Source organism: Shimia sp. NS0008-38b (assembly GCF_040370365.1).
In the GTDB taxonomy this organism is placed as follows: Bacteria; Pseudomonadota; Alphaproteobacteria; order Rhodobacterales; family Rhodobacteraceae; genus Shimia.
Window position 1 is genome coordinate 608,151 of sequence record NZ_BAABWQ010000002.1, and the last position, 12,589, is coordinate 620,739.

14 protein-coding genes are annotated in these 12,589 nt (G+C 55.5%); 9 read left to right on the forward strand and 5 right to left on the reverse strand.

What is annotated here, in order from left to right:
- Positions 1-6: 6 nt before the first annotated feature.
- Both ABWV47_RS09045 and dapB read right to left on the reverse strand, forming a co-directional pair.
- A complete protein-coding gene (locus ABWV47_RS09045) occupies positions 7-960 on the reverse strand; it encodes an ABC transporter substrate-binding protein (protein ID WP_353312062.1) in 954 nt (317 codons plus the stop codon).
- A gap of 194 nt (positions 961-1,154) precedes the next feature.
- Complete coding sequence (dapB, locus tag ABWV47_RS09050; RefSeq protein WP_353310925.1) at positions 1,155-1,964, reverse strand: 4-hydroxy-tetrahydrodipicolinate reductase; 810 nt, start codon at positions 1,962-1,964, stop codon at positions 1,155-1,157.
- A gap of 101 nt (positions 1,965-2,065) precedes the next feature.
- Here dapB and rbfA point away from each other — a divergent pair, with 101 nt between their 5' ends.
- Together rbfA and ABWV47_RS09060 are read left to right on the forward strand one after the other, a co-directional pair.
- Positions 2,066-2,488: a 30S ribosome-binding factor RbfA gene (rbfA, locus tag ABWV47_RS09055; RefSeq protein ID WP_353310926.1), complete on the forward strand. Its 423-nt coding sequence runs from the start codon at positions 2,066-2,068 to the stop codon at positions 2,486-2,488.
- A 7-nt stretch (positions 2,489-2,495) separates the two neighbouring features.
- Positions 2,496-3,224, forward strand: a complete 729-nt coding sequence (locus ABWV47_RS09060) for a phosphodiester glycosidase family protein (protein WP_353312064.1) — start codon at positions 2,496-2,498, stop codon at positions 3,222-3,224.
- Between the two features lie 3 nt (positions 3,225-3,227).
- Here the strand turns inward: ABWV47_RS09060 and ABWV47_RS09065 are convergent, their stop codons facing one another.
- The 3 genes from ABWV47_RS09065 to ABWV47_RS09075 are packed head-to-tail and all read right to left on the reverse strand — an operon-like array spanning position 3,228 to position 6,239.
- Positions 3,228-4,235: an ABC transporter substrate-binding protein gene (locus ABWV47_RS09065; protein WP_353310928.1), complete on the reverse strand. Its 1,008-nt coding sequence runs from the start codon at positions 4,233-4,235 to the stop codon at positions 3,228-3,230.
- Positions 4,214-5,581 carry a sensor histidine kinase gene (locus ABWV47_RS09070; RefSeq protein WP_353310930.1) on the reverse strand — a complete coding sequence of 456 codons (1,368 nt, stop codon included), beginning with the start codon at positions 5,579-5,581 and terminating at the stop codon, positions 4,214-4,216. The genes ABWV47_RS09065 and ABWV47_RS09070 overlap by 22 nt, the downstream gene beginning before the upstream one ends.
- The gene (locus ABWV47_RS09075; RefSeq protein ID WP_353310932.1) at positions 5,574-6,239 is read right to left on the reverse strand and encodes a response regulator transcription factor; all 666 of its coding nucleotides are present in this window, start codon (positions 6,237-6,239) and stop codon (positions 5,574-5,576) included. Before ABWV47_RS09075 ends, ABWV47_RS09070 begins: the two co-directional genes overlap by 8 nt.
- A gap of 109 nt (positions 6,240-6,348) precedes the next feature.
- Here ABWV47_RS09075 and ABWV47_RS09080 point away from each other — a divergent pair, with 109 nt between their 5' ends.
- From ABWV47_RS09080 to rpsO, 7 genes are all read left to right on the forward strand, one after another.
- Positions 6,349-7,335, forward strand: a complete 987-nt coding sequence (locus ABWV47_RS09080; RefSeq protein WP_353310934.1) for a tripartite tricarboxylate transporter substrate binding protein — start codon at positions 6,349-6,351, stop codon at positions 7,333-7,335.
- A gap of 69 nt (positions 7,336-7,404) precedes the next feature.
- Positions 7,405-7,887 carry a tripartite tricarboxylate transporter TctB family protein gene (locus tag ABWV47_RS09085; RefSeq protein ID WP_353310936.1) on the forward strand — a complete coding sequence of 161 codons (483 nt, stop codon included), beginning with the start codon at positions 7,405-7,407 and terminating at the stop codon, positions 7,885-7,887.
- Position 7,888: 1 nt separating this feature from the next.
- Positions 7,889-9,403, forward strand: coding sequence for a tripartite tricarboxylate transporter permease (locus ABWV47_RS09090; protein WP_353310938.1), 1,515 nt, complete (start codon positions 7,889-7,891; stop codon positions 9,401-9,403).
- Positions 9,404-9,555: 152 nt separating this feature from the next.
- Positions 9,556-10,467, forward strand: a complete 912-nt coding sequence (gene truB / locus ABWV47_RS09095) for a tRNA pseudouridine(55) synthase TruB (protein WP_353310940.1) — start codon at positions 9,556-9,558, stop codon at positions 10,465-10,467.
- A gap of 19 nt (positions 10,468-10,486) precedes the next feature.
- Entirely contained in the window at positions 10,487-10,999 is a 513-nt protein-coding gene (locus tag ABWV47_RS09100) for a DUF1643 domain-containing protein (protein WP_353310942.1), read from the forward strand.
- Positions 11,000-11,169: 170 nt separating this feature from the next.
- Positions 11,170-12,087, forward strand: coding sequence for a calcium-binding protein (locus tag ABWV47_RS09105; RefSeq protein ID WP_353310944.1), 918 nt, complete (start codon positions 11,170-11,172; stop codon positions 12,085-12,087).
- Between the two features lie 141 nt (positions 12,088-12,228).
- Positions 12,229-12,498, forward strand: a complete 270-nt coding sequence (rpsO, locus tag ABWV47_RS09110; protein ID WP_353310946.1) for a 30S ribosomal protein S15 — start codon at positions 12,229-12,231, stop codon at positions 12,496-12,498.
- Positions 12,499-12,589: the final 91 nt, after the last annotated feature.

Genomic DNA, 12,589 nt, shown 5'->3' on the forward strand with positions numbered 1-12,589 from the left:
TCGACGTTACTTAATGGCGGCGTCGACAACCGACTTCCAGGTGGCTTCGTTGGCGCTCATCCAAGCCGATACAACGTCCTCGACTTTTTGACCGTCTACATCCACAGCGCCCATCATGGGTTGCTGGTCTTCCACAGCCAGTTGATAGTTTACGAGAATTTCATGGGCTGCTGGCCATTTTTCTTCCAAACCTGGCCAACCCGCTTTGAAAATACGGCTTGCGGCAAAATCGCAATCGTTGATGGCATTGGGGTTTGGCCCCCATGCTGGGTCTGTGAAACAGGCCTCTTCACCCGCAGGCAGATCCACGAATTTCACGTCATATGCAGACATCGCCCAGTGTGGCTGCCAGAAGGTGATCAGCAGTGGCGACTTCTTCTCTGTGGACGCGCGAAGCTCTGCGATCAACGCACCTTCAGACCCGGCAGGCACCGCTTTGAAAGGCAACTCAAGACCTGTCATCCGGTCGGCCCCCGGCGTGCCCCAATCCGCTGGGTAATCCACCAGACGGCCCATCGGCAGTGTCTCTGCAGTCGCAAAGTTCATTGCGCATTCTTGAAGCGCTTCCCAAGCAGGCAAGCCCGGGCAAAGCTCTTCGACATGCGCTGGGTAGGCAATGCCTTCACGTGCGTTCAGACCCAAGTCTGCAAGCTCTTCCAGCTTACCTTCGTCTTTCAGCACGGCATATTGATCGGACACATTGGAGGACCAGATCTCAAGCGTCGCGTGGATGTCCCCATCTGCAATCGCTTGGAACTGGTTCATCATGCCAGCGGTGACATATTCCACTTCATAACCGGCAGCTTTGAGCATTTCGCCAGCAACATGTGTGGTGACATGCTGGCCAGTCCACTCGTTCAGCGCAAGCTTGATTGGTTCGTCCGTCGCGCCCAATTCGGCCGCGTGTGCGGACATCGCGACAGCAGTCACCGCCAATGCGGATAGGCCCGTTTTCAACATCTTGGTCATCAGAGTCTCCCTGTGAGTCATTTTTTAAATGATCATTTAAGTTCTTGACTGGCGGCATAAGAACATAAGGATCTGCAGCTGCCAACAAAAAATGCGCCTTTTGGCACCTCAGGGCTCAAGGTAACGCGCACAAGCTACAAAACCAAGCGACGCAGACCAAATCGACTCACAGAGTTTTTGATGTATCAGAGACCAAGCACATCCATCATGTCGTACTCGCCTGGCTTCTGTCCCTGCCCCCAAAGCGCGGCTTTGAGCGCGCCACGCGCAAAAATCGCACGATCCGTCGCTAGATGGCGTAGCACAATTCGTTCACCTGCTGCCGCAAACAACACATCATGCTCACCAACAATGTCTCCGCCTCGGATGGCGGTGAATCCGATGTCCCCTCGTCCGCGCGCGCCGGTGATTCCGTCGCGACCACGATCTTCAACATCAGATAGATTTACACCGCGCCCCAGTGCTGCAGCTTCCCCCAGCATGAGCGCCGTGCCGCTTGGCGCGTCCACCTTGTGATGGTGATGGGCCTCAATGATCTCTATGTCGAAATCCTCGTCCAACGCGGCGGCCACTTTCTCCGTCAATTTGGTCAACAAATTCACGCCGAGGCTCATGTTGCCGGCCCGCACAATGACGGCATGACGTGCACAGGGCTCAAGCTGTGCAATGTCCTCTTCGGTCATACCTGTGGTGCCGATTACATGCACCGCACGCGCTTGTGCTGCCAGCTTCGCAAATTGAATTGTGGCTGCGGGAGCTGTGAAATCGATTACCGCTTGCGCCTTGGCGAACGCCTCAAGTGGCTCATCCGTCACGGTCACGCCCAACGCACCTTGGCCCATAGCTTCGCCGATATCACGGCCAACCCAATCGTGTCCGCTACGCTCGACCACGCCAACCAAACGCGCCTTATCGCTCTCACACACCGTCTTGATCAACATCTGGCCCATGCGGCCAGAAGCCCCTGTAATAACGATTCCGGGCAGATCTTGCATGATGGTCTCTCCAATCGTGTCGCCAAAGTTCAGACGTTTGACCCTGCTTACAGAAAGCAATCCAGCTTGGCAAAGCCTGTCAGAAAGCCTAAGTGGAACACATGGCAAAGAACTCCTCCTCCGAGGGCCGCGGCCCTTCCCAGCGTCAGTTACGTGTAGGCGAACTGATCCGGCGTACCCTATCCGAAGTCCTCATGCGCGATGAACTGCATGATCCGGATCTTACACGTCTGTCGATTACGGTCGGCGAAGTGCGTGTCACCCCGGATCTCAGCATTGCCACTGTATTTGTGCTGCCACTGGGTGGTGACAAAAAAGAAGAGGCGATCACACTGTTGGCTCGGCACAAATGGGAGTTGCGCCGTATTGTTGGGCGCAAAGCCCAATTGAAACACGCACCAGACCTGCGCTTTCGCATCGACACAACGTTCGATCAAATGGATGCCACCCGCCGTATGCTGTCTGATGAACGCGTCCAAGCAGACGTCACCAAATCTGACGACACAAACGCAGAGGACACCTAAACCCGTGATCCGCGTCGCGCTTTGTTTTCTGGCCCTAACACTCCCAACGATAGCAAGCGCTGTGGAATGTCAGGATCAATCACACGACGGACGCAGCTTCACTGTCTGCACCGTGGATGCCACCACCGAAGATCTTCGGCTGTTCTTGCGTTCCGGTGACGGCACTGTTTTGGGCCAATTCCGCGATCTTGAGCGCAGCTTGAGCGCAGGAGAAACCCTCAGCTTTGCGATGAACGCCGGCATGTACCATGCCGATCGCCGTCCCGTGGGCCACTATGTTGAAAAAAACATCGAAGAAACCCGCCTTCTGACCGGCGCAAGCAGTGGCAACTTTGGCCTCTTGCCAAACGGCGTCTTCTGCATCACCAACACCACCGCGCAGGTCTACGAGACGCTGGACTTTGCCTCCAAGTCTCCTCAGTGCCGAGATGCCAGCCAATCTGGTCCAATGCTGGTCATCGATGGCCAGTTGCATCCCCGTTTTCTGCCAAACAGCACATCGAAATTTTTACGCAACGGCGTAGGCACAACCGCCAATGGGGAAAAAGCACATTTCGTGATATCCAAAGGGCCAGTGACATTTCACCAGTTCGGCAGCTTTTTCCGTGATGTCCTAAACACCCCAAATGCCCTGTATTTTGACGGAAAAGTCAGCCGCCTCCATGCGCCGCAACTCGAACGTTCAGACGCAGGCTTTTGGATGGGGCCAATCGTAGGTGTGATCGATCACAACTGAGCGTCATTGAATGACCGCGCTGCTCCACTCTTTGATAAAGGTGCGTCGTTTTAACGGATCTAGATACGTCATCAAAGCAGGCTCTAGCGATATCACCGGCTGCCCCGCCGCATCAGCGCTGCCTTGCAAAGATGGCAGCGGGAACACATCCGGATCCCCCGGCCCGGTCTGCACAGCGAGCAGATGGCGCACAAACGCTTCGGCATCCTTTTGAACATTGGTGTCCGCGCTGACAAAAGCCGTGCGCATCATCGTGGTGGGAAAATCTGAAGGCGACACGATTTCAAGCACTTGTGCGACATCAACACGCGCAGCAGCATAGCTGCCGAGCACGTTGTAGGCCACAAGCAAATCACCTGTGACAAGGTCGTCAATCATGTCACCGGAGCAGCAATACAGTTGCGCATCAAGGCCGCCCATTATTTCCATCAAACGCCAATAGGTTTCTGATGCCCGCGCGTCCTGTGTCGCAAACAAGTACCCCAGCCCAGACTGGCGCACATCATACGTGCCCACGCGACCGCGAAACACGTCAGGCCGCGCACGCAACGCTTGGATCAGTTCCTGTCGTGTTCCCGGCATATCGCCATCGGGAAAAGCCGTCCGGTTCATCACGATGGTCGCGGGCTCTGTTGTGAAAGCGAACAAGCTCTCTCGCCACTGCGCCCAATCAGGCTGTGACATGTTTGACACCCGTTGCGCCATCCCATCATTTACGAGCTTGAGCTGCAAATCCATCGCACTGGAAATCACAACGTCAAAAGCTTCTGGAGCTTCTCGGAAAATCTCATTGATGCGGGCAGTACCATTTACATAGTAAGCCACGGAAACGTCTGGGTTTTGACGAACAAACGCGTCGATGACCGGCTCGAAAAAGGAGGTGTCAGTGCTGGATAACACGCGCAGCGTGCGCGCTGCATGCACCCCCTCAAACAAACGTTCATCTTCCCATTCTTGCGCCAAGGCCAAGATCGGCCAAGCCCACAACATCACACAGAAAACGTAACGCATGCGCCCCCCTTCTCTCGATTGTTCAACACCAATGTTCCACCATGCGCATGTGCCACATCCTGAGCGATGGTCAGCCCCAATCCCGAACCAATTATGCCCTTCGCATTATCACCTCGCGAAAATCGTGCTGCTAACGTGGTCATCTGATCCGGCGGAAATCCTGGGCCTTCATCTTGCACAATCACACATGGCCCTGGCTCAGATCTGACCTCTATGACGATTTCGCTCTCCACCGGAGAGTATTTGAGCGCGTTGTCCACCAGATTGCGCAGCGCGTTCTGCAACAAAATCGGATCACCCGAAACCGCTACGTTGGGCGGGCTCACCACAGTCAAAGCAATGTCCTTCATTTCCGCAATTGGCGTCAGACGTGTCACCAAATCCTGTACAAGCACGACCAGATCAAGCTCCTCCCGTTCCAAATGATCCGCGCGAAACGTGATCATCGCATGGTCCAACAACTGCCCCGCCGCACGCGAGCTTTCATCAATCGCCCGCACCATTGCACGCAAAGCTTGGCGGTTTTCTTCCCGCTCAACCCGTTGCAAGGTAGTTTCCGCATAGCTCCGCACCGTGGCCAAAGGCGTGCGCACCCGATGTGCCGCTTCGGCGATGAAGTCCTCTGACTGTTTGAGCGAAGTATCCAGTCGCCCCATTAGGCTGTTCAGTGAGGTGACCATACGCCCCATTTCCAAGGGCACAGGCTGAGACACCGGGCTGAGATCTTTGGGACCGCGCCGGGTGATGGAATCTGTCAAACGTTCCAGTGGCCGGATGGTGGTCGAGGTCGCCCACGACGCCACAAGCACTGATAGAAAGAAAAACCCAGTCCCAAATAGCGCCACGTTGCGCGAAATTCGGTTCAGCGTAACCGCAAGCGCTTCTTGAGTCTGAGCCACTGTTACCGTGACCCGCGTCCGAGCATCTGCGCCAACCAAAGTGCGCGCGGCAGCTGCAGAGCGCACCGATGTGCCATTGATGGTGGTTGAAGCATGCGACACACCGTTGCCCAATTTGGGATCGATCTTCGGCAAAGCTTCGTATCCGGACAGCAGACGCTCGTCCTGATGGATTGCGTAAAACACCCGGTCATCTTGATCTGTGCTCAGGATGGAAAACGCCGCATAAGGAAAATCCACCTCCAGAACACCGTCCCGTAAAATCGCAGCATCCAAAATCGACGTCACCGAGGCTTGAAGGATGCTGTCCTGCCCTTGTTGCGCTATTTGGGCCGCATAACTGCGCACCACAAAAAACAACAAAACCGCCAATCCAGCGGCGCCCCCGATCAAAGTGAGAGCCAGCCGCGCTCGTAACGAGCCAGCAACATTGGCCGCGTCACCCATGATCCAGCCGATACCCCAAACCGCGCAGAGTTGTAATGCGCAGAGTGGATGTCTCCAAATGACGTCTCAAACGTCCGATATAGACTTCAATCGCGTTTTCGGAGGCATCCTCATCATACGAAAACAGCCGGTCCGCCAGCTTCGCTTTGGAAAAAATCTGCCCCGGTGCGTTGATCAACAATTCCAGAAGACGCAGTTCTCGGTTTCGCAGTGTCACAACTTGGGTGCCAATTTTCAGTTGCCCCGCCACGGGATCAAGGGTCACATCGCCCAACCGAATATCTGGCTGCGCATTCCCCGCATTGCGGCGCAAAACAGCACGGCACCGCGCCTGAAGCTCTTCATGGTCAAAAGGTTTGGTGACGTAGTCGTCCGCTCCCAAATCCAGCATACTGATTCTGTCACTGACCTGAGATCGGGCGGTTAACACGATCACCGGTGTGTCGTTTTTGCCTGCTCGGTGCTGCTTCAAAAACGTCCGCCCATCTCCATCTGGCAACATAATATCGAGGAGAATAAGATCGTAATCCCCAGTGTCCACAAAAGCAGATGCATCCGCAATTCTGTCAGCATGATCAACAACATGACCATCCATTTGCAAACGGGCACTCACCGCGTTTGCAAGCTCTAAGTTGTCTTCGACCAAAAGGAATTTCATAGGCCCAGATCGCCTTTCTGTCGGCATGACAGGTTTGTGACAGGTTACAGTGTTTGACTGCGCCCCAACTGAGCCAGCTTTCGTTCAGTTGTCAAATTGGGAGGAAATCATGACGACATTCACACTGGGCCGCCGCGCCCTGATGGCGACCGCTGTGGCCGCAATGGCCTTTGCGAGTCCTGCTCTGGCGGACGGGCACAAAACCCTGGACAGCATCCACTTCTTGATCCCCGGCGGCGCCGGTGGCGGATGGGATGGCACCGCACGTGGCACAGGCGAGGCCCTGACCAAAGCTGGCATCGTGGGCAACGCGTCTTACGAGAACATGTCTGGCGGCGGCGGCGGCAAGGCCATCGGCTACTTAATCGAAAACGCCGACAGCAACCAAGGCACTTTGATGGTCAACTCGACCCCCATCGTGATCCGGTCTCTGACTGGTGTGTTTCCACACAATTTCCGTGATCTCACACTCGTCGCAGGCACCATCGGCGACTATGCCGCCATTGTTGTGGGCAAAGACAGCGCGATCAACTCCATGGATGATCTGATGGCGGCGTACGACGCTGATCCATCCGCAACCGCCATCGGCGGCGGTTCTGTGCCGGGCGGCATGGACCACCTTGTGGCCGCTATGGTGATGGAAGCGGCTGGCAAAGATGCCTTGGGTGTAAAATACATCCCTTATGACGCAGGTGGCAAAGCCATGGCCGCGTTGCTGTCCGGCGAAATTGCTGCGCTTTCAACCGGCTTTTCTGAAGCCGTGGATCTGGCCAATGCCGGTGAGGTCAAGATCATTGGCGTGACTGCGGATGATCGTGTCTCCGCCGCACCAGATGCCATGACCATGAAAGAACAGGGCATCGACACATCTTTTGTGAACTGGCGTGGGTTCTTCGCCGCACCGGGCCTGTCCGAGGACAAACTTGGCATGTATCAAGAAGCGCTGACAAAGATGTATGACACGCCCGAATGGGAAGACGTCCGTGCGCGCAACGGCTGGGTCAACATCCACAACAACGGTGACGACTTTCAAACCTTCTTGGAAGGGCAGGAAAAAGTCATCGGTGATTTGATGAAAAAACTCGGCTTCCTATAATCCGAAACCCCATGACAAGGCAGAGCGGCACCCCCGCTCTGCCTGCTTTTTGAGAGGGAGGAGAGCTGAATGGCTCTTGATCGTTGGATCGCCTTGGTCCTGCTGGGCATCTGTCTGACCTACGGGTATGCCGCCTGGTTCACTATGGATGGCGGATTGGCGCCGTTTATGAAACGCAACCCCATATGGCCCAGCACCTTCCCCAAAGTGCTTTCGCTTTTGGGTATCGCCGCATCGGCGGTTATTCTGCTCGGGTTTGAAAAAGGCGACGCAAAAATCGGCGACATAGATTACCGGCGTTTGCACGAATACAAGCTTGGACAGGCTCTGTTACTGCTCGGCCTGATGGTAGCCTACGCGCTATTGCTGCGCCCCGCAGGTTTCCTGCTGTCCACCACCGGATTTCTAATGTTGGGTTCGTTCATTTTGGGCGAACGCAAGTGGCACATCATGGTGCCGATCTCCGTCATTGCCACGCTGATCGTCTGGTACCTTGTTCAACAGGTGCTTGGCATCTACCTACGCCCGCTCCCGGGCTTTTTAGGAGGCTGACATGCTCGAAGGACTCATGATCGGCCTGCAAACGGCCTTCTCATTCCAAAACCTTTTGATGGTGATCGGCGGCTGTCTGATCGGCACTTTCATCGGCATGCTGCCGGGCCTCGGTCCCATGTCGATCATCGCCATTATGATCCCCGTCGCGATTTCCATGGGCGACCCCTCTGCTGCACTCATCTTGCTCGCAGGCGTGTACTATGGCGCGATCTTTGGCGGTTCCACCTCCTCCATTCTACTAAACGCGCCAGGGGTCGCAGGCACGGTTGCCTCAAGCTTTGATGGTTATCCAATGGCCAAACAAGGCAAAGCTGGCAAAGCGTTGACCATTGCTGCCATCGCAAGCTTTGCAGGCGGCACCGTTGGCGCACTCCTACTGATGATATTCGCGCCGATGCTGTCGTCTGTGGCGTTGCTGTTCCACTCGGCTGAATACTTCGCACTGATGGTCGTCGGCCTATCGGCCATTGCCGCGTTTGCCGGAACCGGCCAAGTCGCCAAAGCAATGATGATGACCGTGCTTGGCCTGATGATGGCCACCGTTGGTGAAGGTGCGCTGTTCAACATGCCACGGTTCACTATGGGCATCATGGATCTGCAATCTGGCTTTGGTTTTATCACCCTTGCAATGGCGATGTTTGCCTTGCCTGAGGCGCTGTTTCTTGTGCTAAAACCGCGCACCAACAGCCAAGGCGGTGAAGGCGAAATCAAAGACCTGCGCATCACCCGCAGTGAGGCGAAAGCCATTGCACCGGTGATCGGCCGCCAATCGTTACAAGGCTTCTTTATCGGTGTTCTTCCGGGCGCAGGTGCCACCATCGCCAGCTTCCTTGGCTACGCAGTAGAGCGCAATATCGCCCCCAAAGCAGAACAAGAACAATTTGGCAAAGGCTCCATCAAAGGCCTCGCAGCACCAGAAACCGCCAACAACGCGGCCTGTACTGGATCCTTTGTACCGCTTCTGACGTTGGGTATCCCTGGCTCTGGCACCACCGCCATCCTGTTGGGTGCACTGATTGCGCTCAACGTCACACCGGGACCGCGTCTGATGATTGACGAGCCACAGGTGTTCTGGGCGGTGATCATGTCAATGTTCATCGGCAACCTTGTGTTGTTGATCCTGAACCTGCCTTTGATCCCCTACATCGCCAAAGTGTTGTCGGTGCCGCGCAATTATCTGATCCCATTCATCTTATTCTTCACTTTGATGGGAGCCTACATCGGCCAGAACAACGCCACTGAGCTTCTGCTGCTGGTCGGGTTCGGGGTCTGCGCCACCGCTCTTCGGTTTGCCGACTATCCGCTTGCCCCCTTGCTCATCGGCTTCATCTTGGGTGGCATGCTGGAGGACAACTTCGCACGCTCAATGCAGCTCTATGATGGCATTGCCTTTATCTGGGAACGCCCGATGACCTTGGGCCTTCTGCTGATTGCGGCAATTCTTGTTGTATTGCCGAGCTACCGGGCCCGTCGCGCACGCCTGCGCGCCGATGGTATCGCTGACGGGGACTGATCCCCAAAACAAACGAATAGGAATGGGCCGCCGCTGAACAATTCCAGAGCGGCCCATTGCATTTTAAGTCGCTTTTTCACGCCGGCTAAATTGACAGGCTTGCGGCAATCCGATACCTCGCCGCCTTCACCTGAAAGCATGAGGTCAAAGGCATGGGACGCAAACGCAAGGGACGTGACATTTCTGGCTGGCTTGTCGTCGACAAACCCGCTGGTATGACCTCCACCTCTGTGGTCAACAAAGTGCGTTGGGCCTTTGACGCAAAAAAAGCGGGCCACGCAGGCACGCTTGATCCTGATGCCACCGGCGTTCTGGCTGTGGCTCTTGGCGAAGCCACCAAGACCGTGCCTTACATCACTGACGCGCTGAAAGCCTACACTTTCACTGTGCGTTTGGGCCAAGCGACCAACACCGATGACGCCGAAGGCGAGGTGATTGAACAGTCTGACCTGCGTCCGACAGATGACGAAATCAAAGCAGCGCTAGGCCAGTTCGTAGGCGATATCATGCAGGTGCCGCCAAAATTCTCGGCTGTAAAAATCGACGGTCAACGTGCCTACAAGCTGGCCCGCGACGGCGAAGATGTGGAAATAGCAGCACGCCCACTTTGGGTCGAAGAACTGCTGATGACTGACCGCGAAGACGACGATCATGTCACTCTGGAAATGACCTGCGGCAAAGGTGGCTATGTGCGCTCTATCGCGCGTGATCTCGGCGCCGCACTTGGCTGTCATGGACATGTCCGCGAATTGCGCCGTGTATGGTCGGGTCCTTTTGATGCTTCTGACGGGCTCACCATCGAGCAAATCAGCGACCTTGCCAAACAACCCGAAATCGACCAACACCTGCGCCCGTTAGAGCAAGGCCTGATCGATCTGCCCGAAGTCAAAGCCACCGCCGAAGGCACCGCGCGCCTGCGCAACGGAAACCCAGGCATGGTTCTGGCACACGACATTGAATACGGCGAAGAATGCTGGGCCAGCTTTGAGGGCGAAGCCGTCGCCGTCGGTGTTTTTAAAGCAGGTGAGCTGCACCCCAGCCGCGTGTTTGTGAAAGCTGACTGACTCTGGCACAAACGCGTCCATGATCACGCGCCACCATCAAAAAGACGATGCCGCCTCCTCCGCAATCTACTCAGAGTGCGAAACGTATCGCTATGCACTGACCCGTATATGGGACACTGCCAAGCCTCGTATTCTGTTCATTATGCTCAATCCCTCCAAAGCGACGGAGCAACAGAACGACCCAACGATTGAGCGCTGTGAACGCCGCGCCCGAGCTCTGGGATATGGCGGCTTTCGCGCCGTGAATATTTTTGCCTTGCGTGAAACCGACCCGAAAAAGATGCGCCGAGACACAGCGCCTACCGGAGCAGACAACGATGCAGTGGTTGCCGAAAGCTGCCTTTGGGCAGACACCATCATCGCAGCGTGGGGTGCGCATGGCGATCATCTCGATCGCGGCTTTCAAATGCGCGATGTTTTGCGCGACACGGGTGAGGTCATCCATTGTCTGGGCTTGACCAAAGCGGGCCACCCACGCCATCCGCTCTATATTGCGTATGCTCAACAGCCTGAGATTTGGCACCTTTCTTGACAATAATGCGCCCTTAGTCCCCTTGGCTATTAACCACAGCCGCAAGGATCAATTTACGCAGAAGTGGTTGTGTGGCCTAATAGATCGCGTGGTTGGTAGGTTTTTCGGGCAGGATGCCCAGTTGATTGGGGGAGTTAGAATTGCTCCTATTTGCAAGTATCTTTAGTATTATGGCGGGCGCTGCCGCCTTCGTTTTGGGCGACACAAGCCCCGAAGAGGGCGACGACGACACGCCGCAAGACGCCCCTCTTTCAGAACCCTCCGACACCGATGCACCGTCCGGTCTGGATATACTTACGGGAACAGCTGATGATGATATTCTCGCAGGGTCAGACAGGTCTGAGGTGATTGCCGGAGGCGTCGGCAATGATCAGATCAATGGCTACGCGGGTGACGACACCATCTTTGGCGGAGCCGGCGAAGATTATCTCTTTGGTGCCGCAGGACAGGATGCCCTTTTTGGCGGAGCGGGAGCTGATTTTCTGCATGGCGAAGATGGTCACGACACACTCTCCGGCGGCACAGAGGCAGACACGCTTTTTGGCCACCTCGGGGATGACCTCTTGGATGGCGGTGGGCAAAATGACTCTTTGCACGGTGGTATGGGCAACGACACTTTGCTTGGCGGACGCGGCGAAGATGCTTTGCACGGCGGGCATGACAACGACACGCTTGATGGCGGCATCGGTTTTGACACGTTGTTTGGTGGCACCGGGGCAGATCTGCTTTACGGCCTCACCCCCGATGACATTGCCCAAGACATTGATTACCTCAACGGCGGCGAAGGTGCCGACACTTTGATCGGCGGCGCCGGCGACATTCTGTCAGGTGGCAGCGGTGCTGATAGCTTCCAAATCGGTGAAACCGACGGTGATAGTCTGACAGTCATGGATTTCGACAACGACCAAGATCAGCTTGCACTAATCTTTGACGATACTGAGCCAACACCAGAAATCACCGTTTTGGCGGATGAGTCTGAAACAGACACATCCCGCGTTTTTGTGAACGGCGTTGAAGTGGCCGTTGTGCATGGTGCCATTGGCCTGTCCCCGCAGGACATTGCGCTTGTACCGCAGCGGGCTACGTAGCGGCTTTTCTCCCTTTTCTTTTAGGGCGTTTGAGACTATGTACGCCCATCCTTCAAGGGAATCTCTTGAAGGACATCTCTATGGACCTTGCTGGACGACATCCCGGCTTGTGCCCGAAACCCTTTTGAATAGGAGACCCCGATGTCGATCACTGTTGAAGAAAAAACACGCCTGATGAAAGAATTCGCAACCAAAGAAGGTGACACCGGTTCTCCGGAAGTCCAGGTTGCGATACTGACATCCCGCATCAATACCCTGACCGAGCACTTCAAAACCCACAAAAAAGACAACCACGGTCGTCGTGGTCTTTTGAAAATGGTTGCTCAGCGTCGTAAGCTTTTGGACTACACCAAAGGCAAAGACGAAGCGCGCTATCAGGACCTGATCAAGCGTCTGGGCATCCGTCGCTAAGACGCTCTGCTACAGTTTGATTTGTAACCGCGTCCTATTGGGGCGCGGTTTTTTGTTGTCACCTAAACTTTTCTCCAACCGCTCCCTATTG

Excerpts from the sequence above, each read along its gene's own strand:
- ABWV47_RS09085 (WP_353310936.1), top strand. The coding sequence starts at position 7,405 with ATGGCTCTTGATCGTTGGATCGCCTTGGTCCTGCTGGGCATCTGTCTG.
- ABWV47_RS09100 (WP_353310942.1), top strand. The coding sequence starts at position 10,487 with ATGATCACGCGCCACCATCAAAAAGACGATGCCGCCTCCTCCGCAATC.
- ABWV47_RS09045 (WP_353312062.1), bottom strand. The coding sequence starts at position 960 with ATGTTGAAAACGGGCCTATCCGCATTGGCGGTGACTGCTGTCGCGATG.
- ABWV47_RS09080 (WP_353310934.1), top strand. The coding sequence starts at position 6,349 with ATGACGACATTCACACTGGGCCGCCGCGCCCTGATGGCGACCGCTGTG.
- ABWV47_RS09075 (WP_353310932.1), bottom strand. The coding sequence starts at position 6,239 with ATGAAATTCCTTTTGGTCGAAGACAACTTAGAGCTTGCAAACGCGGTG.
- ABWV47_RS09070 (WP_353310930.1), bottom strand. The coding sequence starts at position 5,581 with ATGGGTGACGCGGCCAATGTTGCTGGCTCGTTACGAGCGCGGCTGGCT.
- rpsO (WP_353310946.1), top strand. The coding sequence starts at position 12,229 with ATGTCGATCACTGTTGAAGAAAAAACACGCCTGATGAAAGAATTCGCA.
- rbfA (WP_353310926.1), top strand. The coding sequence starts at position 2,066 with ATGGCAAAGAACTCCTCCTCCGAGGGCCGCGGCCCTTCCCAGCGTCAG.
- ABWV47_RS09105 (WP_353310944.1), top strand. The coding sequence starts at position 11,170 with ATGGCGGGCGCTGCCGCCTTCGTTTTGGGCGACACAAGCCCCGAAGAG.
- dapB (WP_353310925.1), bottom strand. The coding sequence starts at position 1,964 with ATGCAAGATCTGCCCGGAATCGTTATTACAGGGGCTTCTGGCCGCATG.
- ABWV47_RS09065 (WP_353310928.1), bottom strand. The coding sequence starts at position 4,235 with ATGCGTTACGTTTTCTGTGTGATGTTGTGGGCTTGGCCGATCTTGGCC.
- truB (WP_353310940.1), top strand. The coding sequence starts at position 9,556 with ATGGGACGCAAACGCAAGGGACGTGACATTTCTGGCTGGCTTGTCGTC.
- ABWV47_RS09090 (WP_353310938.1), top strand. The coding sequence starts at position 7,889 with ATGCTCGAAGGACTCATGATCGGCCTGCAAACGGCCTTCTCATTCCAA.